We start from the raw sequence: 23,799 nt of genomic DNA on the forward strand, positions 1-23,799 counted from the left end.
GTAGGCGTAATTTGATTCATTCAAAAGTGTTAGATAACAAACTGTCCTCTAAAACAGTCTTTGATAAATTACTAGATGAGAGTACAAAAGGGCTGCCGCGTAGTATCGCTGTGACTTTTGTAAATCCATTTTCATACTCACTGTTGAGTAAAAATGCTCGTCTATTATCGGGACTGGACGTTATTTTTTCAGATGGTTCGTTGCATACAAAATTACATAACACTTTTAACCAAAATAAAATTCAGCGATTAAGCTTCGATTTTTCTTCGATAGCAGTCGATGTTTTACGCTTTGCCAATCAAACAGGAAAACGCATCGCCTTTATTGGCGCAAAACCGACCTTAGTTGATGTCGCCGTCAAAAATTACGTCAGCATGTTTCCAGACCTCAATGTCGTTTATAAGCATCATGGTTATGTAAATGATGCGGCACTTAAGTCACAAGTCATCGCTGAGCTTAATCAGCAGCAGCCAGAAATTATTGTTTGTGGCATGGGGACTCCAAAGCAAGATGAATTTATTGTTGAATTAAAAAATGCTTTAGATACTCCTGCGTTACTGTTCACTTGTGGCGGATTTATTGAGCAGTCAGCAATTAAAGCTGACTATTATCACCCATTAGTAAAAAAACTTGGATTACGTTGGTTGCAAAGAGCGGTATTACACAAGCATGTTCGTCAAAGGCTTGTAAGAGAATACCCAAAGTTTGTTGTTAGCTATCTGCGCGCACAAATGAAAAATAAACGCACTCAGTCAATCGAAGAAGCCAACCCTCGCGAGAAATAGGAAAAGTATGTTTTCTCCTTCACCAACAAAAAAAATAGGCATTATTGGCCTTGGTTATGTAGGTCTGCCGTTAGCAGCTGAATTTGGTAAATATTTTGACGTTGTTGGGTTTGACATCAATAAACGTCGAATTGAGCAATTGCGTGACGGGTTTGATGCAACGTTAGAAGTGAATAAGACACAGCTAACTGAAGCGGCTAAGCTTTCTTACTCCTGTGACGAAAATGACTTAACCTCATGTAACATTTTTATCGTTACTGTGCCTACACCAATTGACGATACACATGCACCGGATCTTAATCCTCTTCGTAAAGCGTCGGAATTGGTGGCTCGTCATATCAGCAGTAACGACATCGTCATTTTCGAAAGCACAGTATATCCAGGCGCAACAGAAGAAGTCTGTATTCCTATTATTGAGAAGAATTCGGGCCTTAAGTTTAATCAAGACTTCTTTGCTGGATATTCACCAGAGCGGATTAATCCAGGTGACAAAGTTAATACTTTAACAAAGATTACTAAGATCACTTCAGGTTCGACCCCTGAGGTCGCCGACTTTATCGACGAGATGTACCGCTCAATTATTACCGTTGGTACGCATAAAGCATCTTCAATTAAGGTTGCAGAAGCCGCGAAAGTGATAGAGAACACCCAGCGTGACTTAAACATTGCTGTGATTAACGAGTTTGCAAAAATATTCAATCGCTTGAATATTGATACGGAAGAAGTACTAAATGCAGCAGGCACAAAATGGAACTTTTTGAAATTTAAGCCTGGACTGGTCGGCGGTCACTGTATCAGTGTTGACCCTTATTATCTGACTTTTAAAGCTGAAGAAGTTGGTTATCGTCCAGAGGTCATACTTGCCGGACGTCGTATCAATGATGGTATGGGCGAATACGTTGCGACACAGCTAGTTAAGAAGCTTTCAAGCCGTAAAATTCATATAGATGAAGCAAAAGTACTCGTACTTGGGTTTACCTTTAAAGGTGACTGTCCTGACGTGAGAAACACTAAAATCATTGACGTAGTGCGCGAACTTCAAGATTTCAATATGTCAGTTGATGTCTACGATGGGTGGGCGAGTGCAGAAGAAGTAGAAAAAGAATACGGTATACAACTTGTCAATCAGATACAGCACGGTCAATACGATGGTATTATCCTCGCGGTCGATCACTCTGAGTTTAAAGAGTGGGGCGTGGAAAAGATCAGAGCATTCGGTAAAGAAGATCATGTTTTATACGATGTTAAACATGTATTAAACCCACAAGATGCAGACATAAGGCTATAACAGAGCAATGGAAAAGATGAAGAATTTCGCATTAATTGGTGCGGCGGGCTATATCGCACCTCGTCATATGAAAGCCATTAAAGAAACTGGTAATCTGCTGTCGGTTGCCTATGACATCAATGATTCTGTGGGTATCATCGATAGTATTTCACCGCAAAGTGAGTTTTTCACAGAGTTTGAGTGCTTCTATGACCATGCACATCGATTGAAGCGCGATGAAGCGACTAAGCTTGACTATGTTTCTGTTTGCTCACCTAACTATCTACACCACTCGCACATTACCGCTGGTCTGCGTTTGGGCTGTGATGTGATATGCGAAAAGCCTTTAGTACCGACGCTCGCTGAACTTGATGACCTAATTCAGGTTGAGCAAGAAACCGGCAAGAGAGTATTCAACATATTACAGCTAAGACATCACCAAGCTATCTTAGATCTGAAAGATAAAGTCGCAAGTTCGTCAAATACCGACAAGCATGAAGTGGAGTTAACATACATTACTTCTCGTGGTAAGTGGTACATGCAAAGCTGGAAAGGCGACCCTAGAAAATCTTTTGGCGTGGCGACGAATATCGGTGTTCACTTTTTTGACATGCTGCACTTTATTTTTGGTGACTTACAGCGCAACGAATTGCATTTTATGAACAATGACAAAGCGGCTGGTTATTTAGAGTATGAAAATGCCAGAGTAAAATGGTTTTTGTCTATTGATGCTGAAGATTTACCAGAGGTCGTTAAAGGTAAGCAACCGACTTATCGCTCAATCACTTGTGATGGCGAAGAGTTAGAGTTTTCGGGCGGCTTTACCGATCTCCATACTGTTTCTTATCAAGAAATTTTAGCTGGCAGAGGCTATGGCTTAGAAGACGCACGTCACTGTATCGAAACCGTAAATGCAATCCGTCAAGGTAAAGTGCATATCGAATCACAAGCGGATGTTCATCCGTTTTTACAAGGTAAGCTCTAATGGCCTACCAAAAACATGAAAGCGCGATTGTGGATGATGGCGCTCAGATAGGTGAAGGCTCTCGAGTTTGGCATTTTGCACATGTTTGTGGCGGAGCCAAAATTGGTGCTGGCTGTTCGCTCGGGCAAAATGTTTTTGTCGGTAATAAAGTAGAGATTGGTAATAACGTTAAAATCCAGAACAACGTGTCAGTGTATGACAACGTTTATCTGGAAGACGATGTATTTTGTGGTCCGAGCATGGTGTTCACTAACGTCTATAATCCGAGAGCGTTTATAGAGCGCAAAACTGAATACCGAGATACTCGCGTCCAGCAAGGCGCAACGCTTGGTGCAAATTGCACAATCGTGTGTGGCGTTACAATCGGCTCGTATGCATTGATTGGTGCCGGCGCTGTGGTTAATAAAGACGTTCCTCCTTTTGCGCTTATGGTCGGAGTACCAGCGAAGCAAATCGGTTGGATCAGTAAATATGGCGAGCAACTAGACTTGCCCCTTGAAGGTGAAGGTCGTTGTGTTTGTCCGCATACTGGCGAGCAGTATGTACTAAACGGAAACCAACTTAGTCATCAATTTTAATGGAATGATGTAATGCAATTTATCGACTTAGCTGCACAGTATCAGCATTTAAAAACAAAAATAGATACACGGATCGCAGCGGTATTAGAACATGGTCAGTATATTATGGGGCCTGAAGTACAAGAGCTTGAAGCCGCATTGTCTGATTATGTAGGTGTAAAGCATACTATCACTTGTGCTAACGGTACTGACGCGCTGTCTTTAGCTCTGATGGCATTAGATGTGAAAGCTGGAGACGCCGTCTTTTGTCCAACTTTTACATTTTTCGCTTCCGCTGAGACTATCGCTTTTGCAGGAGCGACTCCCGTATTTGTCGATTCTGATGAAAAAACATTCAATATTTGTCCAATCGATCTTGAAAACCGAATTAAGCAGGTAATAGACGCTGGTGAATTGACACCTAAAGTGATTATGGCTGTGGATTTATTCGGCTTACCTGCTGATTATCCAGCGATTAAAAAAATTGCGGATAAATATCAACTAAAGATTATTGAAGACGCAGCGCAAGGGTTTGGTGGTGAGATTGATGGTAAACGTGCAGGCTCTTTTGCCGACATAGCTACAACCAGCTTTTTCCCAGCTAAGCCATTAGGATGCTATGGTGATGGTGGGGCGCTATTTACCGATAACGATGAATATGCTGCATTATTACAATCACTACGAGTTCATGGTAAAGGTAAAGACAAGTACGATAATGTTCGCATCGGCATGAATAGCCGATTAGATACAATTCAAGCTGCTATTTTATTGGAGAAGCTTGCTGCTTTTCCTACCGAGTTGGAGAATCGTAACCGCGCCGCCAAGAACTATACCAATGATCTACAGTCGCAGTTTGTTACGCCTTTTGTGCCTGAGGGATATTTAAGCTCATGGGCGCAATACACTATCCAAGTAGATAATCGTGAACAGGTAATGCAATCATATAAAGAACAAGGTATTCCGACCATGATTTACTATGGCACCTGTATGCATCAGCAAAGTGCTTTTGAGCATTTAGGTCATAAGGAAGGTGATTTTCCGATTGCTGAAAAACTGGCTAAGTCAGTACTGAGTCTGCCTATGCATGGATATTTATGCGCCGACAGTGCCGAATAATTTTGCTTGTGAGTGCTTAAAAGAATGAATATTTCTGTAGTTATTCCGCTTTTTAATAAAGCCGAATATATTGAACGAGCTGTTCATTCTGTACTATCTCAAAAACATCCAGCGAGTGAGATCATCGTCGTAGACGATGGCTCCACTGATGCTGGAGCGAGTGTAGTTGAAAAAATAAACAGTAGTAAGGTGAGATTATTACAACAGGCTAACAAAGGCGTTTCTGCTGCAAGAAATGTTGGTGTTCGTGCTGCTAACGCTGAGTTTGTCGCATTCTTGGATGCTGATGATGTTTGGCATGATGACTTTTTGTCTAATATTCAATCCCTTTATCAAACTTTTCCCGATGCACGTATTTTTTGTACTGGCTATGAGTTCAATACAGTGGAAGGGAAGCGAGCGGCCAAAAACCAACATTTGCTAGAAAATAGAGGGTTGCTGCAAGATTATTTTTTAGCGTGTTGTAATGCTGATTTACCAATAACCTCGTCATCTGTTTGCATTGCAAAAGAGAGCTTGCTAAAAGTCGGTGGGTTTAAAGAAGGATTAAGCCTAGGTGAAGATCAGGCCGTATGGGGTAGCGTTGCTTGTCAGTGGCCAATTGCTTACGATAAGTCAGTGTCTGTGATGTATGATTTAACGGCTTCTAGTGTTGGGCAGTCGCCGTCGGATTTTGAACAGCCATCTCCACATATTTTTGAATTTCAGCGTTTGCTGGATGATGGTATTGTGCCTACTGAGCTTATTGGAAGTGTAAAATACCTACAACATCTTACCGTGATGAGCAGTGTAAAAAGTAATTTACTCATTGGCAATCGCATGAAAGCATTAAAGCTTCTGCTAACCCATCCTTTATTGCAATGGGATAGGTATCGCGTAGCTGCTTTTTTCTTACTAATAATGCCAAAGAGCTGGATCGCTCGTAGCTATATGGCTTTAAAGCATCGGAGATAAGCATGGTTAGAAAGCAGTTTCTGTTTTTCTTTCTAACATTAGCAATCATGAGTATTGGTATTATTGGTCAATACCATGTGCTGCCAACTAATGCTATTTTCGAATTGCTGGTTTTATGTACTTTTTTGTTTGTTGCAAAGCGCATGTGCCCAAGCGCATGGCTTGTGTTCAGTTGTAGCCTGCTTTATTTAATTATTACGTTAGCCTTAGCTAAGGTTCGCGGTATCCATCCTGTTGATTACTTTATTGCCTATAAAACTTTTTTTTATCTCGCTTTATTGTCATTTTTTTCCTCTAAAGTGTTATTCGAAGAAAAGCTACTGCGACGTTTTTGGCATATTCTTTTAGTACTATTTTTCATCAAATACGTTATATGGATTGGCCTTGGGCAAGAAGGTCGGCCAGGTATTTTTACCGAAAATAACTATGAAATCATGTTTGTACTGCTATTAGGGTGTGCAATATGGGGCTTTAATCGCTCTTTGTCATTATTCGACTGGATGGCATTAGGTGTGGTTACTTTTCTTTCCGGTTCTCGTTCTGGTGTGATCTGCTTTCTTGCAATGTTCACCATTTTCTATATTAAAGACTTTGGTTGGAAGACCATCATTAAGTTGCTTATTGTTGCTATAATCGCAGCTGGTGTCGCTGCAACCTTTATTAGTCGTTTGTCGGGCGGTGATATTGAAGCAATCGATAGGGTGGTTTTTTTCCAAGGCTTTTTGAAAGCGATTTCAGGTTGGGGATGGCAGGAATATTTGATTGGTTCGCAAACACTTACAGCAATGCCCGAAAGTGTGTGCACAAGGCTTCAGTATTACCAATCACTATTTAGTGCAGGCAAGCCAGGAGTGTGTTACTCGGTTATATTGCACACTTACCTAACTAGAGCGATATTTGACCATGGCTTTTTAGGATTGTTATTTATCTTTTTGGCAGTGAATCAGCTACTCAAATTGAGCGATGTTTCACCACGAGCAAGACTTGTCTGTATTAGTATTTTATTTTTAAATGGAGCATCAGTCAGCTCGATGAATAGTGTATATGCGATTGTTGGACTGATTATCGTTATGACAGCGTTATATCCTGAGCGGTTGAAATATTATGGTTCTTCAAGTGCTAAGTCAGCTAGAGAGCTAAATGCGTCCACTTAACTGTCATCTTCTTTACTTATAGTAAGCTGAGAGTTGAAAAGAGGCTAAAACTATGAAGATAACAGTTGTTGGTGCAGGTTATGTTGGGCTTTCCAACGCAATTCTTCTCGCGCAGCATAATCAAGTTACATTGCTAGATATAAACGAGTCCAAGGTGCGCTTGGTGAATGATAAGATTTCGCCTTTCCATGACCCTGAGATTTCAGAGTATCTGCTTTTGAAAAAGCTCGAATTAGTAGCCACAACATGTGCAAAGAGTGCTTTTGGTAACGCTGAACTTGTTATAATTGCTACACCAACTGATTATGATCCTAAGACAAACTTTTTTAATACAAGTAGTGTAGAAAATGTAATCGGTGAATTGCTGTCTATCAATTCTCAGGCGAAGATCGTAATAAAGTCTACAGTTCCTGTGGGTTTCACTCGTAAAGCTAGGGAGCAGTTTAGCTATGAGAGCATTATATTTTCTCCTGAATTCTTAAGAGAAGGTAAAGCGCTCCACGATAATTTATATCCATCACGGATCATAATTGGTGCTAAATCAGAATATGCACAAGTTATAGCTAACCTTTTTCAACAGGGGGCATTAAAAGCGGATATAGATGTGCTTTTTAGTGGGTCAACAGAAGCCGAAGCGATCAAGTTGTTCTCGAATACTTATTTGGCGATGCGTGTAGCCTACTTTAATGAGTTAGACAGCTATGCTGAATCTCATGGTTTAAACGCTAAGCAGATAATTGAGGGGGTGTGTTTAGACCCCCGAATCGGTAGCCATTATAACAATCCCTCATTTGGCTACGGTGGCTATTGTTTACCAAAAGACACGAAGCAGCTTTTAGCCAACTATAAAGACGTACCTAATAATATAATCCAAGCAATTGTTGATGCAAACACAACAAGAAAAGACTTTATTGCTGAGTCAATTTTGCAAAAAAAACCTAAGGTGGTGGGGATCTACCGATTAATTATGAAAGCGGGATCAGACAACTTTAGAGCTTCTTCTATTCAAGGTGTGATGAAAAGAATAAAAGCGAAGGGAGTCGAGGTAGTGGTTTATGAGCCAGTACTGAAAGAGGCAACTTTCTTTAACTCGAGAGTAGAAAATAACCTAGATGTATTCAAACGTAGCTGTGATGTAATCATCTCTAATCGTATGGTCGAAGAGTTACAAGACGTTACCGAAAAAGTCTACACAAGAGACCTTTTTGGCAGTGACTAGGCTAGACCTAATTGAGAATATACGTATAATAGTAGGCCTAATTCGTTAGGCTTATTTTTTTAGGGAACGCAACGCATGGAATGCTGGTATTTGCTCTACTGTAAACCAAAACAAGAACACAGAGCACAGTCAAATCTTCAAAATCAAGGCATAGAGTCTTGCTTCCCTACTTTCGTAAAAAGAAAAACCTCTGGCTCAAGAGCTGTGGAGCAACCGCTGTTTCCACGATATTTATTTGTTAAGCTAGATCCACATTCTTCACACTTTTCTGCTGTAAAAAACACTCGCGGTGTTTCTGACTTTATTCGTTATGGTACCGATCTGCAAATGGTACCAGATGAACTCGTCGCTCAACTAATGAATAAAAATGAAATCGCGGACGAGCTCGACCTTCAAGAAGGCGATTTGGTTCAGTTAACAGACGGCTGTTACAAAGATATTCACGCCATATATCAACAACCTGATGGAGAGCTTCGTAGCATTTTATTAATTAAACTGCTTAACCATTACGCACAAATCGTTGTTGATAACTGTACAATAAAAAAGGTACAATGAAAACTTCATCCTTTATTCTTATTTAATTGTTATAAAAAGGGTGTACTCTGGTTTGACTGTAAACTTCTTCACGTTGTTAGAAAGATTACATTTTCATAGCGGAACGTTTGTAATTTTGTAGCTGTAACTTAAAAACTCAAACCAGTTTGTAGCAGCGACTTTATGTCGCGACAGAATGGTTCTGGCGCGGCTTTATGCCGCGAAGACATAAGCACCTTGGGTCAATGTGGTAGGAGCGAGTTCACCTCGCGATCTTTATATTTAAATTAAACCAGCATTTAGGAGCTGCAACCTAAGGGCGGAAGCGTGCTTAAATGCCGTAGCAGCGACTTTATGTCGCGACAAAATGGTTCAGACGCGGCTTTATGGCGCGAAAACATAAATGCCTCAGGTCAATGTGGTAGGAGCGAGTTCACCTCGCGATCTTTTACTTAAACCGAAACCAGCATTTAGGAGCTCAACCTAAGGCCGGAAGCATGCTTAAATGCCGTAGCAGCGACTTTATGTCGCGACGGAATGGTTTTACGCCGCAAAGACATAAACACCTTGGGCCAATATGGTAGGAGCGAGTTTACCTCGCGATCTTTCACGTCAACCGAAACCAGCATTTAGGAGCTGCAACCTAAGGGCGGTAGCGTGCCTGAGTGCCGTAGCAGCGACTTTATGTCGCGAAGACATAAGCATCTGGCTCAATATGGTAGGAGCGAGTTTACCTCGCGATCTTTTACGTAAACTAAAACCTGCATTTAGGAGCTACAACCTAAGGGCGGAAGCGTGCTTAAATGCCGTAGCAGCGACTTTATGTCGCGACAAAATGGTTCAGCAGCGGTTTTACCCCGCAAAGACATAAACACCTTAGGTCAATGTGGTAGGAGCGAGTTCACCTCGCGATCTTTCACTATAACTAAAACCAGCATTTAGGGGCTACAACCTAAGGGCGGAAGCGTGCCTGAATGCCGTAGCAGCGACTTTACGCCGCGAAGACATAAACACCTTGGGTCAATATGGTAGGAGCGAGTTCACCTCGCGATCTTTTACTATAACTAAAACCAGCATTGAGGAGCTACAACCTGAGGCCGGAAGCGTGCCTGAATGCCGTAGCAGCGACTTTATGTCGCGAAAAAATGGTTCAAACTCAGACGCCACCACCAAGGACCAAGGATTAAATTGCAAATTAAGAAACAACAAAAACAACAATCTAAAAAATGAATTCAAACTTGATAAAGGCTTTTAACCACATCTCTAGGTAAAAACATAGAATATAGAGTGAGATCTTGCGCAAAACCTAGTACTCACTTGCGATTAACAATCGTGCATGCTTTAATTAGCCCACGAAATTTTTATTGTTCCTCTACTGTTTAATAAAGGGCAATAAAAGTAATGAAAAGAAAAGATTACAATACTTTTGGGAAGAAACAATGGCGCTACGCTGTAAAACTATCATTGCTTCAGCCGTTCTAATGACAATGAGCGGCTGTACACTTGTTCCTGGTGGCCATTTTGAAGGGATCGGCTCAGGTGAACAAACAGCAAATCTAGAACGCGACTTAGAAAAAGTAAATATTCACATCATCGACTCTCAGTTAGTTCAAGAGCACAAAATCAAACAAGCCAAAAAAATTGACCGTTCGTCACTTGCAGGTATCGATGTCTCAAACTATGAATATCGTTTAGGCGTTGGGGATGTCATTACAATTGGCGTTTGGGATCACCCTGAACTTACAATCCCGGCTGCGGTACAAAGAACAGCCGAGTTCGATGGCTTTCGTGTTCAATCTGATGGAACTGTTAACTTCGCTTATGCGCCGAAAGTTCCAGCAGCTGGGAGAACCATTAATGAGTTGCGTGATGAGCTAGTCAAAAGGCTAAGTCGAGTTATTGAAGAACCCCAAATCGATGTCAAAGTGGTTGGTTTTAGAAGTCAAAAAACATACGTAACCGGCGAAGTAACAAAACCGGGTGTATACCCAATCACGGAAACGCCAGTCACGCTAATTGATGCGATCAACCAAGCTGGCGGCCTGACTGAAAGTGCTGATTGGGAAACCGTAACATTTACTCGCGGTGAGAAAACAGAGGTTATTCAACTCGATGATTTCTATGCTGAAGGTGATATTTCACAAAACCGTTTGTTGCAACATGGCGATATTATTCATATCAGCCGCAATGACAAACGTAACGTGTATGTGTTAGGCGACGTAATTAAAGCAGGTAAAGTAGACGTAAACCGCTATGGCTTGAGTTTAGCCGAAGCACTTACGGATGTAGGTGGCTTTAATGAGCGCACAGCTGATGCTAATGGTGTTTTTGTACTGCGTAAACGCGACCTACAAAAAGACGGCGTGCTTGCAGATGTATATCAACTACACGCAAAAAATGTTGCCTCGTTGGTACTTGCAGAGCAGTTTGAACTGCAGCCTCAAGATATTGTGTACGTTACCAGCGCACCACTTGCTCGCTGGAACAAAGTTATCAGCTTACTATTGCCTTCGCTATCAACCGTGGATGCAATTCAAGATATTGAAAATCAATAGTGTGATTGCTCATGTTTGATAGTGTATTAATGGTTTGCGCTGGCAATATTTGCCGCAGCCCAACCGCAGAATATGTATTAAAAAGCAAATTGGCGGGTAAGAATATTCAAGTGTCGTCGGCGGGCTTGACCGCGTTAGAAGGTAAATCTGCTGATTCAATGGCACAAGAGCTTACTAAGGCGCAAGGTATCGACATGAGTGAGCATCAAGGGCGCCAGCTCAGTGGTACGCTTGTTGCGCAAAACAGTCTCATTTTAGTAATGGAGCATAGGCATCTTGACGACTTATGCAGCCGTTACCCTCAAGCTCGCGGTAAAACCTTTTTACTCGGTAAATGGGTTGGCGATAAAGAAATCCCCGATCCTTACCGCCAATCTAAAGAAGCGTTTGAACACGTGTATGAGCTTATCGATAGCGCCTGCAGCGCTTGGCAACAGTATTTATAAGGAATTAAGAGTATATGAATGCTCAGCCAAATCTAATTTCTCCGCAAAAAACACAAAAAGACGACGAACAAGAAATAGATCTAATCGCATTATTTGGTGCGCTACTAGATGCCAAGTGGTTTATAACGAGCGTTACCGCTTTGTTTATGCTCTTAGGTGTTGCATACGCAATATTTAGTACGCCAATTTACCAAGCTACAGCTATGGTACAAGTCGAAGAAAAGGGAGGTTCCGTCCCTGGTTTTGATGACATGGCAAGCATGTTTGAGAGCACATCCGAAGCAGTGACTGAGATTGAGCTACTTAAATCAAGAAGCGTAGTAGGTGAAGCAGTTGACACACTACAATTAGATGTAGTTGTAGAGCCTAAACAGTTCCCTTTATTTGGTAACCGAGCTTTTCGTAACTTTGTAGCGCTAAGTGAAGGTGAAGTTGCTGAACCAAGTTTAGGGGCTGAGTCTTACGCTTGGGGTGGAGAAAAAGTCGAAATTCACCGATTCCGAGTCCCTAAAAGTGCCGAGGAATTGGAGTTTACTCTTAAAGCACAATCTCAAGAAGGCTTCTCGCTCTACGATGAAGATGGAGAAGTAGTGCTTTCTGGTAAAGTGGGACAAGAAGTAAAGTCAGGTGAGTTTGAGCTAGTTATCAAAACTTTGGTTGCACGACCCGAAACTGAGTTTAGTATCGTAAAGCGTAATCGCCTGCAAACGATACTGGATCTGCAGAAAGAAATTTCTGCATCTGAAAAAGGTAAGGATTCGGGGATCATTAACCTCGCGCTGCAAGATAAAAGCCCTGAATATGCAGAAAAAGTGCTAGATAAAGTTGCAAGTATTTATGTTCGTCGCAACGTAGAGCGAAACAGTGCTGAGGCACAGCAATCCTTGGAGTTCTTGGAAGTTCAACTCCCTGAAGTTAAACGTAATTTGGAACGTGCTGAAAAGGCTTTTAACGATTATCAAATTCGTCAAGAGTCCATTGATATTAGCCTAGAAACACAAGGTGTTTTAGAGCAAATCGTAGCGCTAGAAACAAAACTACAAGAGTTAGAATTAAAGCGCTTAGAGCTTGGCCGTAAATTTAAACGTGAACACCCCTCTTACCGTGGGGTTGTTGAGCAAATCGATACGGTCAAGCAACAAAGAAATGAATTAACTGGAGAGGTGCAAGGGCTACCTGAGACTCAGCGAGAGTTGCTACGCTTAAAGCGTGATGTTGAAGTAAATAATGAAATCTACACTCTGCTGCTAGGCAAAACTCAAGAGCTGGATATTGTTCGAGCCGGTACGGTAGGTAATGTTCGTATTGTTGACTATGCAGAGGTAAATACAACAGAACCTGTGAAGCCGCAAAAAGCTCTAATAGTGGTTGTTGCAACTTTACTAGGTGGTATGCTTGCTGTTGCCATTGTTTTGGTCCAAAAAGCGATGCACAAAGGGATAGAGGACCCTGCTGAAATAGAAGCATTAGGCTTGCCTGTTTATGCGAGCGTACCTTTCTCTGAGTACCAAGTTAAGCTAACTGGTTTTGCCAAGGCTCGACAAGGGAAGACTGCAAAAGCAAAATCAATTTTAGCCATCGATAACCCTGCGGATCTCTCTGTAGAAGCATTACGTAGCCTACGTACGAGTCTTCACTTTGCTATGCTAGAAGCTAAAAATAATGTAATCGCTATTTCTGGCCCAAGCCCTGGTGTTGGAAAGTCATTTATCACAGTAAACTTAGCGACAGTGCTTGCTCAAAGCGGCAAAAAAGTGCTGGTGATCGACGGTGATATGCGCAAGGGCTACCTGCAAACTCAGTTTGGTATGAAATGGGATAATGGTTTGAGCGATTACCTATCTGGACGTTTAAACCTGAGTGAAACTATCAAGAATACGCAACTTGTAGGTCTTGATGTGATGACTCGTGGTCAGATACCACCAAATCCGTCAGAGCTTTTAATGCACCAAAATTTTACCAAACTAGTAGAAGAAGTGAGTAGCGTATACGACTTGGTGATTATTGATACACCGCCTATTTTAGCAGTAACAGACCCTGCAATAGTTAGCGCACACGCCGGTACTACGCTGTTGGTGACGAGGTTTGGCCAAAACCACGTAAAAGAGCTAGAGATAACGCGTAATCGTTTTGAACAAAATGGTATTGATGTAAAAGGCGTTGTGTTTAATGGCGTAGTTCGTAAGTCAATGAATGCCTATGGATATTACGGCTACTACAACTACGAATATAAGAGCGATAAATAAATTATTATAGGCTGCAGACTCGAAGCCCGAAGCCCGAAGCCCGAAGCTCGAAGCCCGGAACTTGCAGCTTACAGCTTAAAACTTATAAATGGAGTAACAATGGAAATCTCCCAAGCCCGTATGACTCACCTAAAGCAACTAGAAGCCGAGTCAATTCATATTATTCGCGAAGTGGCTGCAGAATTCGATAATCCAGTAATGCTTTACTCTGTCGGTAAAGACTCGGCAGTAATGCTGCACTTAACAATGAAAGCGTTCTACCCTGCTAAACCGCCATTCCCTTTAATGCATGTTGATACAACATGGAAGTTTAAAGAAATGATAGAGTTTCGCGATAAAATGGCTAAAAAGTTGGGTTTTGATTTGCTAGTACATATTAACCAAGAAGGTGTAGATGCCGGTGTTGGACCATTTACTCACGGCAGTGCTAAGCATACGGATATCATGAAAACGCAAGGCTTAAAGCAAGCGCTAGATAAATACCAATTTGATGCCGCTTTTGGTGGCGCACGCCGTGACGAAGAAAAGTCACGTGCTAAAGAGCGTGTTTACTCATTCCGTGATAAAAACCACCGTTGGGACCCTAAAAATCAACGTCCAGAATTATGGAATACCTTTAACGGTAAAGTAAATAAAGGCGAGAGCATTCGTGTGTTCCCACTGAGTAACTGGACCGAGCTTGATATTTGGCAATACATTTATCTAGAAAATATTGACATTGTACCACTTTACCTAGCGGCAGAGCGTCCAGTTGTTGAGCGTGACGGTACTTTGATTATGGTTGATGATGATCGTATGCCACTGAATGAGGGGGAAGTGCCAATGAAAAAAATGGTCCGCTTTAGAACCCTTGGTTGTTACCCATTAACAGGCGCAGTGGAGTCTAACGCCACAACACTGCCTGAAATTATCCAAGAAATGTTACTCACCAAAACTTCAGAGCGCCAAGGCCGTGTAATCGACCATGATTCATCAGGCTCAATGGAGAAAAAGAAAATGGAAGGGTATTTCTAGAGCGCATATTAGTGCTTCGTGCCTCAAGCCTATGAGCTGCGAGCTTAACTATATAGTTAGGAACTTTAAGTGAGTAGCAAAATTGATTAACAGGGATAGTGATGAAATACGAAAATTTAGAGGTATGGCAGCGTAGCTTTCGCCTAAGCATAGAAATTTATAGAAAATTTGAGCTGCTAAAAGATTTTGGCCTGAAAGATCAAATGTGTAGAGCTAGCGTTTCTATTCCTAGTAATATAGCGGAAGGCTTTGAAAGAGAGTCTGAAAAGTAAAAGGTTCGCTTCCTGATTATAGCAAAGGGGTCTTTAGGTGAATTAAAAACACAGTTAATGATTGCAACTGAAGTAGCTTATATTTCAAAAGAAGATAGCTTACCAATTATTGATGAGTGTGAATTAATTGGAAAAATGCTAGGTGGCTTAATTAGAACAATCAAGAATTGCTCATAGCTCATAGCTCATAGCTCATAGCTCATAGCCCGTAGCTCGTAGCTCGTAGCTCGTAGCTCGTAGCTCGTAGCTCGTAGCTCATAGCTCGCAGCTCGTAGCTTAAATAAGGACTTAAAATGACCGACCAAACCAAACCAAACCTTCTTGAAACAGATATCGAAGGTTACTTAAAGCAACACGAAAACAAAGATCTACTGCGCTTTTTAACCTGTGGTAATGTTGATGACGGAAAATCAACATTAATTGGCCGTTTATTACACGACTCAAAATTAATTTTTGAGGATCACATGGCGGCTATTAAAAACGACTCAAAAAAATTCAATACCACAGACGAAGAATTCGATTTAGCATTATTGGTAGATGGCCTACAGTCAGAGCGTGAGCAAGGCATCACCATTGATGTAGCATACCGCTATTTTGCAACCGAAAAGCGTAAGTTTATTATTGCTGACTGCCCTGGACACGAACAATACACACGTAACATGGCAACCGGTGCATCTAACTGCGACCTAGCCATTGTGATGATTGATGCCCGTAAAGGTGTACAAACACAAACTAAACGCCATAGTTATATAGCATCATTACTTGGCTTAAAACATGTAATAGTAGCGATTAATAAAATGGACTTGGTTGATTACAGTCAAGACGTGTACCGCCAAATTAAAGCTGATTACAAAGCCTTTGCTGAGCAATTAGATATTCCCGATGTGCGTTTTGTGCCAATCTCTGCGCTTAAAGGCGATAACGTTGTTGATAAAGGTAATAACCTAGACTGGTACCCTGGCTCAACCCTTATGCAGTTACTTGATACAGTAACCATTAGCGATGACAAAAATCTAGATACCTTCCGCTTACCTGTACAGTATGTTAATCGCCCTAACTTAGACTTCCGTGGTTTTTGCGGCACGATTGCCAGTGGTATTATTAACGTAGGCGACCAAATCACGGCATTCCCATCAGGTAAAACATCATCAGTAGAGCGTATTGTTACAGCGGATGGCGATTTACCAAGCGCCTTTGCTGGCCAAGCAGTTACATTAACCTTAAAAGACGAAATTGATATTTCGCGTGGTGATGTAATTGTACGATCAACTGCAGACCAAAAACAGCTACCTACAACCAGTTCAAACTTTGCAGCAACCATCGTATGGATGGCTGATGCTGCAATGCAACCAGGCAAAGAGTACGAGCTTAAAATTGGTACTAAAAACACCTTTGGTAAAATCAGCAATATTAACCACCGTATTGATGTAAATACCCTAGAGCAACTTGATGCTAGCGAATTACAATTAAACGAAATTGCTAATTGTATTATCGAGACTGCTGCACCAGTGGTAATTGATCAATATAGCCAAGTAGTGGGGACGGGATCGTTCATTATTATCGATCGTTTAACCAATGTAACGGTGGGTGCTGGTATGATCACAAATACGATGCTCGAAGCCCACAGCCTGCAGCCCGCAGCCCGTACATATACAGAAGCTGAAATTGCCTTGAATAAATACATTTGTGATTACTACCCTGAATGGGATGCAAAGCCAATTTTATGAGTATTTTGAAAAAAGTATATCGTAACTTCTTGCCGCAAAAACTAATTCTTTGGTTAGATGTGAAGAGGGGCCTACGGGCTCCATTTCTTCATGAAGTTGATGAAAGAAAAGCTATATTTGTTCATATACCTAAGGCTGCTGGCTCATCAATATCTAAAGATATATTTTTTGGACAACAAGTTGGGCACTTCTACGCATCGGACTATAGATTTTTAGATAATCATAAATATAATGATTATTTCAAATTTACATTCGTTCGAAACCCATATACTAGATTTGTTTCAGCATATAACTATTTAAGTGCTGGTGGAGGAAATGAATTTGATAAAAGTTTTTATCTTGAACATCAAACTAGCTTTACTTCGATAAATCAATTTGTTAATGATTTCTTTGCGAAGAAAGAAATAAGAAACTGGATACATTTTGTTCCCCAAAGCCATTTTTTAACTGTAAATGGAAAGGTTGAAATGGATTTTGTCGGTAGATTTGAAAAAATAGATGATGATATTTCCGTACTGAAAAATATGTTATCAATACCAATTTCAGGTGATTTTAAAAAAGTTAATCGAAGTGTGAGTAGGAATGAAGCTTTGACGAATGAAAATAAAGAAAAGCTTTATGAGTATTATAAAAAGGACTTTGAGTTGTTCGGTTATGAAAGATAGTATTGATATCATATTGCCTGTATATAATGGAGAAGATTATATTTCTGAATCAATAGAAAGTATCTTAAATCAAACTTTCAGCCACTTTAATTTGATAGTGATTAATGATGGCTCTACAGATAATACTAAATTAATACTGGAACGACTAAAAAGTGCTGATGATAGAATTCAAGTGATAAACAAAGATAATGAAGGTCTTATCGCTACTTTAAATCTGGGTATTTCTTTATCTCGTGCTAAGTATCTTGTCAGAATGGATCATGATGATATTCTCGCTCCTAATAAACTTGAAATGCAAATTAACTATATGAAGCGTCATGAAAATATAGATGTTTTGGGTTGTAATGCTGTACTTATTGACAGTGTAGGTGAAAAGGTCGGTTCTATTTCATTCCCAGTTACACCATTAGCAGTGAAAGCTAAAAGCTTTGTTAGGGTGCCTGTTTTACATCCGAGTGTGATGATTAAAGTTTCTGATAAAATTAGGCCATTTTTATATTATGATGAGAGTCAGTTATATTGTGAAGATTTTGGCCTATGGCTTAGGCTTCTAGATAATGGCTTTTGCATTACAAACTTAAAAGAGAAGTTAATGTATTACAGGGTACATAATTCTAGCGTTAGCTCAACTAGAAAAAAAGATATGCAATATAATGCATGTAAAATAATAGAAAGTGCAATGAAAAATATGGGTGTGAAACTTGGGGGGAACGATTGGGAGTCATTTAAAATTCTTAGAAATAAAGAGCTGGAAAAAAATGTGACTCTAATGTCATTTCTTAGTTTATTAATGAGTTTTGGAAGTAACACTTCATTTTTATTTAAGGTCTTTATTAAAAAAGAGCTTATTGAGCTTTTCTTTAAATTTAAAATTAAAAGAGTTTTGAAATGAAAGCTTTTTTTAAACCTGAATTAATATTCTTTATTGGGGTTTTTCTTTTTTCATTTGAACCATTAGCATCTGTAATTTATCCTAAATTTTCATTTTTGGTTTCTTTCTATATAGTTGCTCTTTTTTTTATAGGTGCTTCAGGTTATATATGTAATTTTAACTTTAAATTGGATTATTTTTATTTTTGGGTTTTACTCTATATTTCTTTTTGTGTTTTATTTTCTTTAGGCTATGGCTTAAATCTCTTTGATAGTGTGAAGACTGTTCTTTATGAGGGTAAATACTTTCTCTTTTGTACCTACTTTTTGGTTTTTTGTAGGTGTGTAGACTTTATAAAATGCTCTAGACTTTTGTTTATTATTTTTGTTTTTCAGTTTGTATTTTCTATTTTGCAGTTTTTTAACGTTTTTGGGTTGAAGTCACTAATTATACAAATAGCTTTTGCTAATGCTCATGACTACTATAGAGAAAATCTTATTGGTGGGGGGGTCTTCGGGAGCTTTTTATCAAAAAATACACTAGGCTATTTTTCATTATTCTGCTTTATTATCTTTAGTAAATATAAAATTTTTAAGACCAATTTTTATAATTTTCTAGTTCTGTTCTCTTGCTTTACCTTAATTTTGATATCTGAGTCTCGTAGTGCTTTTCTTTTTATGGTTCTACTTATCTTCTATTTGTGTAGAAAGGACTACAGGTTATTAGCCGTTTTATTCGTTCCCTTTATTATACTTCCTTTGTTTTTTATTGATATGGCATACCTCCCTAAGTCAATAAAAGAGATTTTTTCTCAGCAATATTATAATACTGTTCTTGATGTTGGACGTGGAGCCTATATATATGCTTCCATTCTTAAATTTCTTGAAAGCCCTATTGTAGGTAGTGGAGCTGGTAGTTGGGGGTTAGGTTTAGCTTTTTCAGAGTCAAACGAACATAATCAAATCATATATTATGCTGGTTTATCAATACCTTTAGGCGTTTTTCAAGACAATAATTGGTTATCATTATTGACGCAATATGGCGTGGTTGGGTTAGTTGGCTTTATCCTGATTTTAAATCAAGTTTGGTTAAAAGGTAAAAAGAATAACTCTTACGTAGAACCTGTGTTGTTAATTTGTTTGTGTTATAACTCTCTGTTTTTAGCAGGATTTTCAATGGGTATATTAATGTTTTTAACTTTGTTTTTTAATTTAAGTAAAAATAATATATGAATATCTTATTGGTTCATAAATTCCATCACTTAACTGGCGGCGCTGAAGTATTTTACTTTGAAGTTGCTCGAGTTTTGAAAAGCTATGGTCACGAAGTCTCATTTTTTTCGACTGAAAGTGAAAAAAATATTAATACTGGAGATGTTGCTCATTTTGTTCCTGCGCCAAATTACAGTGGCGGACTTTTAGATAAGCTAAAAGCGTTACCAAGCACATTTTATTCAAAAGATAAAAAAAAGGCATTTGCAAAGCTTTTGGACGAATTTAAACCAGACATTGTCCATGCTTTTGCAATTCATGTACACCTTACACCATCTATTTTAGAAGCTGCAAAAGAGCGCAATATTCCAGTTGTAATGTCATGTAATGATTACAAACATATTTGTCCGAACTATAAAATTTATGACGGAACTAGTAACTGCGAACTATGCAAAGGTGGGAAGTTTTATAATGCGGTTAAAAAACGTTGTTGCAAAGGGTCATTTTCATTTAGCTTAGCTTCATCTCTTGAGGCCTATATACATGAACATAAAAAGGTATACGATAGTCTTGTTGATAAATATTTATTTGCTAGCGAATTTATGCTTAATAAAACTAAAGAGTTCTGGGTAAATAAAAAAGTTCAATATGGCGTGTTAAAAAATCCATTTAAACCTGAACAGTATTCACCGAATTATAGTGGAGATTATGCACTGTATTTTGGCCGAGTAATTGATGAAAAAGGTGTCGATCGTATTGTTCATGCAGCCAAGAATTGTGATGTGCCAGTAAAAATCATTGGAGATGGTCCACAGTTAGCTGAGTTACAGGCTCTAGCTGAACGAGAAAATATTAATAATGTTGAGTTTTTGGGGCCTATGTGGGGTGATGAACTGAATCAAGTTCTGGTTAACTCTCGTTTTGTTATAGTTCCTTCATTGTGGCATGAAAACTTTCCTTATGTAATCTTTCAAGCTTTTGCTTGCGGTAAGCCTGTTTTAGGTTCAAAAAGAGGAGGAATACCTGAGCTGGTGGGAGAAGAGCGAGGGTCACTTTTTGAGCCAAACAACATTGAGGATCTTTCAGATTGTATGTCAAAAATGTGGAATTCAGTTGAAACCTGCAAGCAACAAGGTTTAAAAGCTCGTACTTATGTTGAAACCGAGTTTAATGACAAAGTGTTTTACGAAGCAATAATGAGTAATTACAGGAGTGTATTAAAGTGAGATGCCTAGTTTTAGGTGCAAATGGATTTATTGGATCACATGTTGTTGACTTATTGGCTAGTAAATTTGGCTATGTAAGTAGTTTTGCTCGAAGTACTTATAAGTTTAAGAATAATCAAGTTACAAGTTTCACTGGTGACTTTTTAGATAGCAGTGCACTAGAACATGCTCTTGAAGGACATGACTGCGTTATACACTCAATAAGCTCTTCAACACCAGCTTTAGCTGCAGAAGACCCTGCTTTTGATGTTTCTGCTAACTTATTACCCACTTTGTCTTTAGTTAAATCTATGGCAAAGAAAAGTGTTAAAAAACTAATATATTTATCCTCCGGTGGTACTGTTTATGGTAACCCGTCGGAGTTACCTGTTAGTGAAAATGCTCTAATTTCACCAATTTCTGTTTATGGCTCAACCAAAGCCGCCATCGAGAATTATTTGCGGATTCTTTGTGAACAATATGGTATTGCATTAGTAATATTGAGGCCTTCCAACCCTTATGGCCCACGTCAGTTTAATAAAGGTTCACAAGGTTTGATTGCCACACTATTACACAAAGCCATAAAAAAAGAGCCAATAGTATTATTTGATGAAGGTAAGGCAGTTAGAGATTATATATACATAGGTGATTTGGCTTTAGCTATATATAAATCAATAATCACCGATACTACAGATGTTTATAATATAAGCTCAGGTATTCCTTTAAGTGTGTTCGCTATAAAAGAGCTGGTTGAAAAAATAACTGATTATCAATTTCTCTATTCTTTATATCCTAAACGTGAGTTTGATATTGATGAGATCGTATTAGACTCGACAAAGGCGCAGCAATTACTTAATTGGCAGCCAGTAGTTGAAATTGAAAGCGGTATTTGTAAACAATTTAATTGGATGAAAACACAATCATGGTAGCCCAAATTGATGGACGTTTTACTAAGCGGACTAAGTTAAAAGCATATACAAGATATTTATCGTATGCCCTCTATGAAGGCAGACCATTAACAACAAAAGGGCAGTGGATTAACCCTTTAGTGTTCAGTTTATATAAATTACAAGAAGTATTACCTACATCGAAAGAAGTGCAATCGCCTGTATTTATTCTTGGTACGGGTAGGAGCGGGACTACAATTCTAGGTGTTACATTAGGAATTCATCGCGATGTAGGATTTTTGAATGAGCCAAAAGCTTTGTGGAGCCACCTGTATGATAATGAGGATATAATTGGCAGTTACCAAGATAAGGTTGGGCGGTATTACCTTGATGAGTCAGATGTAACCGAAGCACTGAAGCTTAAAGCTAAAAAAATTTATGGGAATTATTTAAGGTTCTCAATTTCGAATAGGGTTGTGGATAAGTACCCTGAATTGATTTTTAGGGTTCCATTTGTAAAAGGAATATTCCCCGATGCAAAGTTTTTATTCTTATACAGAAATGGTTGGGACACTTGTCATTCCATTAAGCATTGGTCTGAAAGATTAGGGCTTGAAAAGAATGATGAAACCCATAACTGGTGGGGTAAAAACAACCGAAAATGGTATGCACTTTGTGAGCAAGTCCTTTTGCATGACAAAGAACTTTCAAAACATTATGAAGTTATAAAAGAGTACACTGACCATGTCTCTATGGCAGCTGTTGAATGGCTCCTTACCATGAAGCAAGGTATTAAAATAATGGATCAAGATTGTGTTTTGCCAGTTAAATATGAACAATTTGTCACTGACCCCGCATTTAGAAGTCAAATACTCAATTTTTGTAATTTATCTGAAGACCAAAACTTTAATGGGTACTGTAAAGAAGTATTAAAGATGCCATCTAAGAGGGAGCCTGTTATTTTACCTGATGAAATAGCTGATGAATTTAATCGTATTATGAAGTTGTTAGGTTATGAGTAAAAAAGAACTTGTTGTATTGGGTATTCGCGGTGTACCTGCAGGACATGGTGGTTTTGAAACTTTTGCTGAATATTTATGCCCATTTTTAATAGCTAGAGGCTGGCAAGTAACAGTTTATTGTCAAGAAGATGGCGAAGGTGAAATGTATGAAAGCGAATGGCAAGGGGTTAAACGTATTCATATACCAGTAAAAAATGAAGGCCCATTAGGGACCATTATTTTTGACTTAAAATCGGTATGGCATGCGCGCAAAAATAAGGGCTTGCACTTAACTCTTGGCTACAATACTGCATGTTTTAATATTATTCAGCGCCTATATGGTATTACCAATGTGATTAATATGGACGGCATTGAGTGGAAACGCCAAAAATGGGGCTTCGTTGCTAAAACGTGGTTTTGGTTAAACGAGCGTTTTGGTTGCTGGTTTGGTAATCATTTAGTGGCAGATCACCCTAGAATAGAAGATCACTTAGCAACGCGCGTATTGCGCGATAAAATCACTATGATCCCATATGGCGGCCCAGATGTGAGTAAGGCTAACGAAGCAGTGTTAGCTGATTATGGGTTAGTTAACAATGAGTATGCGATTATTATTGCGCGCCCTGAACCAGAAAACTCGATTCTAGAGGTGGTTGAGGCATTTTCTGCTAAGCCGCGTAGCCATAAATTAGTGGTGTTAGGTAAGTTTTTAGATTCAAACCCATATCATCAACAAGTTATTGGTGCGGCAAGTAATGATGTAATTTTTCCTGGCGCTATTTACGAGGCCGAAAAAGTTGCAGCACTGCGTTTTTATGCACGTTTTTATGTACATGGTCACCAAGTAGGTGGCACTAACCCGTCACTGGTTGAAGGCTTAGCAGCTGGTTGTGCAGTAATTGCGCACGACAATCACTTTAATCGTTGGGTTGCTGGCGAGGGCGCTTTTTATTTTAAAGATAAAGGCCATTTAGCTAGCTTTTTTGACCACCAATACCTAGACGATGACTTTGTTGTGGTTAAAGGTAAAGCTGCAAAAAAACAATTTTTAGAGTGCTTTCAGTGGCAAGACATACTTACCCAATACGATACGCTTCTAAGTAAATATTTAAAATGATGGGTTTCAAT

21 protein-coding genes and 1 pseudogene are annotated in these 23,799 nt (G+C 39.3%); all 22 read left to right on the top strand.

The window, feature by feature from the left end; all coding sequences use genetic code 11:
• Positions 1 to 11 precede the first annotated feature (11 nt).
• The 22 genes and pseudogenes from CTT31_RS02680 (at position 12) to CTT31_RS02785 (ending at position 23,788) form a co-directional block, all read left to right on the top strand.
• Positions 12 to 785 carry a WecB/TagA/CpsF family glycosyltransferase gene (locus tag CTT31_RS02680; protein WP_211859185.1) on the top strand — a complete coding sequence of 258 codons (774 nt, stop codon included), beginning with the start codon at positions 12 to 14 and terminating at the stop codon, positions 783 to 785.
• A gap of 7 nt (positions 786 to 792) precedes the next feature.
• Positions 793 to 2,073 (top strand): Vi polysaccharide biosynthesis UDP-N-acetylglucosamine C-6 dehydrogenase TviB, encoded by a 1,281-nt coding sequence (gene tviB, locus CTT31_RS02685; protein ID WP_039494231.1) that lies wholly within the window; start codon positions 793 to 795, stop codon positions 2,071 to 2,073.
• A gap of 16 nt (positions 2,074 to 2,089) precedes the next feature.
• Positions 2,090 to 3,037 (top strand): Gfo/Idh/MocA family oxidoreductase, encoded by a 948-nt coding sequence (locus CTT31_RS02690; protein WP_017217123.1) that lies wholly within the window; start codon positions 2,090 to 2,092, stop codon positions 3,035 to 3,037.
• A complete protein-coding gene (locus CTT31_RS02695) occupies positions 3,037 to 3,615 on the top strand; it encodes an acyltransferase (protein WP_211859186.1) in 579 nt (192 codons plus the stop codon). Before CTT31_RS02690 ends, CTT31_RS02695 begins: the two co-directional genes overlap by 1 nt.
• A 12-nt stretch (positions 3,616 to 3,627) precedes the next feature.
• Complete coding sequence (locus tag CTT31_RS02700; protein WP_260491921.1) at positions 3,628 to 4,710, top strand: DegT/DnrJ/EryC1/StrS family aminotransferase; 1,083 nt, start codon at positions 3,628 to 3,630, stop codon at positions 4,708 to 4,710.
• A 24-nt stretch (positions 4,711 to 4,734) separates the two neighbouring features.
• Positions 4,735 to 5,664, top strand: coding sequence for a glycosyltransferase family 2 protein (locus tag CTT31_RS02705; protein ID WP_088531606.1), 930 nt, complete (start codon positions 4,735 to 4,737; stop codon positions 5,662 to 5,664).
• A 2-nt stretch (positions 5,665 to 5,666) separates the two neighbouring features.
• Positions 5,667 to 6,818 (top strand): hypothetical protein, encoded by a 1,152-nt coding sequence (locus tag CTT31_RS02710; RefSeq protein ID WP_260491922.1) that lies wholly within the window; start codon positions 5,667 to 5,669, stop codon positions 6,816 to 6,818.
• Between the two features lie 52 nt (positions 6,819 to 6,870).
• On the top strand, positions 6,871 to 8,037 hold the full coding sequence (locus tag CTT31_RS02715) for a nucleotide sugar dehydrogenase (RefSeq protein ID WP_017217118.1): 1,167 nt from the start codon (positions 6,871 to 6,873) through the stop codon (positions 8,035 to 8,037).
• Positions 8,038 to 8,112: 75 nt separating this feature from the next.
• The gene (rfaH, locus tag CTT31_RS02720) at positions 8,113 to 8,592 is read left to right on the top strand and encodes a transcription/translation regulatory transformer protein RfaH (RefSeq protein ID WP_017217117.1); all 480 of its coding nucleotides are present in this window, start codon (positions 8,113 to 8,115) and stop codon (positions 8,590 to 8,592) included.
• A 1,418-nt stretch (positions 8,593 to 10,010) separates the two neighbouring features.
• A complete protein-coding gene (locus CTT31_RS02725) occupies positions 10,011 to 11,126 on the top strand; it encodes a polysaccharide export protein (RefSeq protein ID WP_039494238.1) in 1,116 nt (371 codons plus the stop codon).
• An 11-nt stretch (positions 11,127 to 11,137) separates the two neighbouring features.
• A complete protein-coding gene (locus CTT31_RS02730; RefSeq protein ID WP_260491923.1) occupies positions 11,138 to 11,572 on the top strand; it encodes a low molecular weight protein-tyrosine-phosphatase in 435 nt (144 codons plus the stop codon).
• Positions 11,573 to 11,586: 14 nt separating this feature from the next.
• Positions 11,587 to 13,818, top strand: a complete 2,232-nt coding sequence (locus CTT31_RS02735) for a polysaccharide biosynthesis tyrosine autokinase (protein ID WP_260491924.1) — start codon at positions 11,587 to 11,589, stop codon at positions 13,816 to 13,818.
• 99 nt (positions 13,819 to 13,917) lie between these two features.
• Positions 13,918 to 14,832, top strand: coding sequence for a sulfate adenylyltransferase subunit CysD (gene cysD, locus CTT31_RS02740; protein WP_312026960.1), 915 nt, complete (start codon positions 13,918 to 13,920; stop codon positions 14,830 to 14,832).
• Between the two features lie 101 nt (positions 14,833 to 14,933).
• Positions 14,934 to 15,281 (top strand): annotated as a pseudogene (locus tag CTT31_RS02745) (four helix bundle protein).
• 116 nt (positions 15,282 to 15,397) lie between these two features.
• Positions 15,398 to 16,831 carry a sulfate adenylyltransferase subunit CysN gene (gene cysN, locus CTT31_RS02750; RefSeq protein ID WP_260491925.1) on the top strand — a complete coding sequence of 478 codons (1,434 nt, stop codon included), beginning with the start codon at positions 15,398 to 15,400 and terminating at the stop codon, positions 16,829 to 16,831.
• The gene (locus CTT31_RS02755; protein ID WP_260491926.1) at positions 16,828 to 17,496 is read left to right on the top strand and encodes a sulfotransferase family protein; all 669 of its coding nucleotides are present in this window, start codon (positions 16,828 to 16,830) and stop codon (positions 17,494 to 17,496) included. Before cysN ends, CTT31_RS02755 begins: the two co-directional genes overlap by 4 nt.
• Positions 17,486 to 18,388: a glycosyltransferase family 2 protein gene (locus tag CTT31_RS02760; RefSeq protein WP_260491927.1), complete on the top strand. Its 903-nt coding sequence runs from the start codon at positions 17,486 to 17,488 to the stop codon at positions 18,386 to 18,388. The genes CTT31_RS02755 and CTT31_RS02760 overlap by 11 nt, the downstream gene beginning before the upstream one ends.
• The gene (locus tag CTT31_RS02765) at positions 18,385 to 19,599 is read left to right on the top strand and encodes an O-antigen ligase family protein (RefSeq protein ID WP_260491928.1); all 1,215 of its coding nucleotides are present in this window, start codon (positions 18,385 to 18,387) and stop codon (positions 19,597 to 19,599) included. Before CTT31_RS02760 ends, CTT31_RS02765 begins: the two co-directional genes overlap by 4 nt.
• Positions 19,596 to 20,804: a glycosyltransferase gene (locus tag CTT31_RS02770; RefSeq protein ID WP_260491929.1), complete on the top strand. Its 1,209-nt coding sequence runs from the start codon at positions 19,596 to 19,598 to the stop codon at positions 20,802 to 20,804. The genes CTT31_RS02765 and CTT31_RS02770 overlap by 4 nt, the downstream gene beginning before the upstream one ends.
• Positions 20,801 to 21,712 carry an NAD-dependent epimerase/dehydratase family protein gene (locus CTT31_RS02775; RefSeq protein WP_260491930.1) on the top strand — a complete coding sequence of 304 codons (912 nt, stop codon included), beginning with the start codon at positions 20,801 to 20,803 and terminating at the stop codon, positions 21,710 to 21,712. Before CTT31_RS02770 ends, CTT31_RS02775 begins: the two co-directional genes overlap by 4 nt.
• Complete coding sequence (locus tag CTT31_RS02780; protein ID WP_260491931.1) at positions 21,706 to 22,692, top strand: sulfotransferase family protein; 987 nt, start codon at positions 21,706 to 21,708, stop codon at positions 22,690 to 22,692. Before CTT31_RS02775 ends, CTT31_RS02780 begins: the two co-directional genes overlap by 7 nt.
• Positions 22,685 to 23,788, top strand: coding sequence for a DUF1972 domain-containing protein (locus tag CTT31_RS02785; protein ID WP_260491932.1), 1,104 nt, complete (start codon positions 22,685 to 22,687; stop codon positions 23,786 to 23,788). The genes CTT31_RS02780 and CTT31_RS02785 overlap by 8 nt, the downstream gene beginning before the upstream one ends.
• Positions 23,789 to 23,799: the final 11 nt, after the last annotated feature.

This window comes from Pseudoalteromonas maricaloris (genome assembly GCF_024746855.1).
Classification (GTDB): Bacteria; Pseudomonadota; Gammaproteobacteria; order Enterobacterales; family Alteromonadaceae; genus Pseudoalteromonas; species Pseudoalteromonas maricaloris.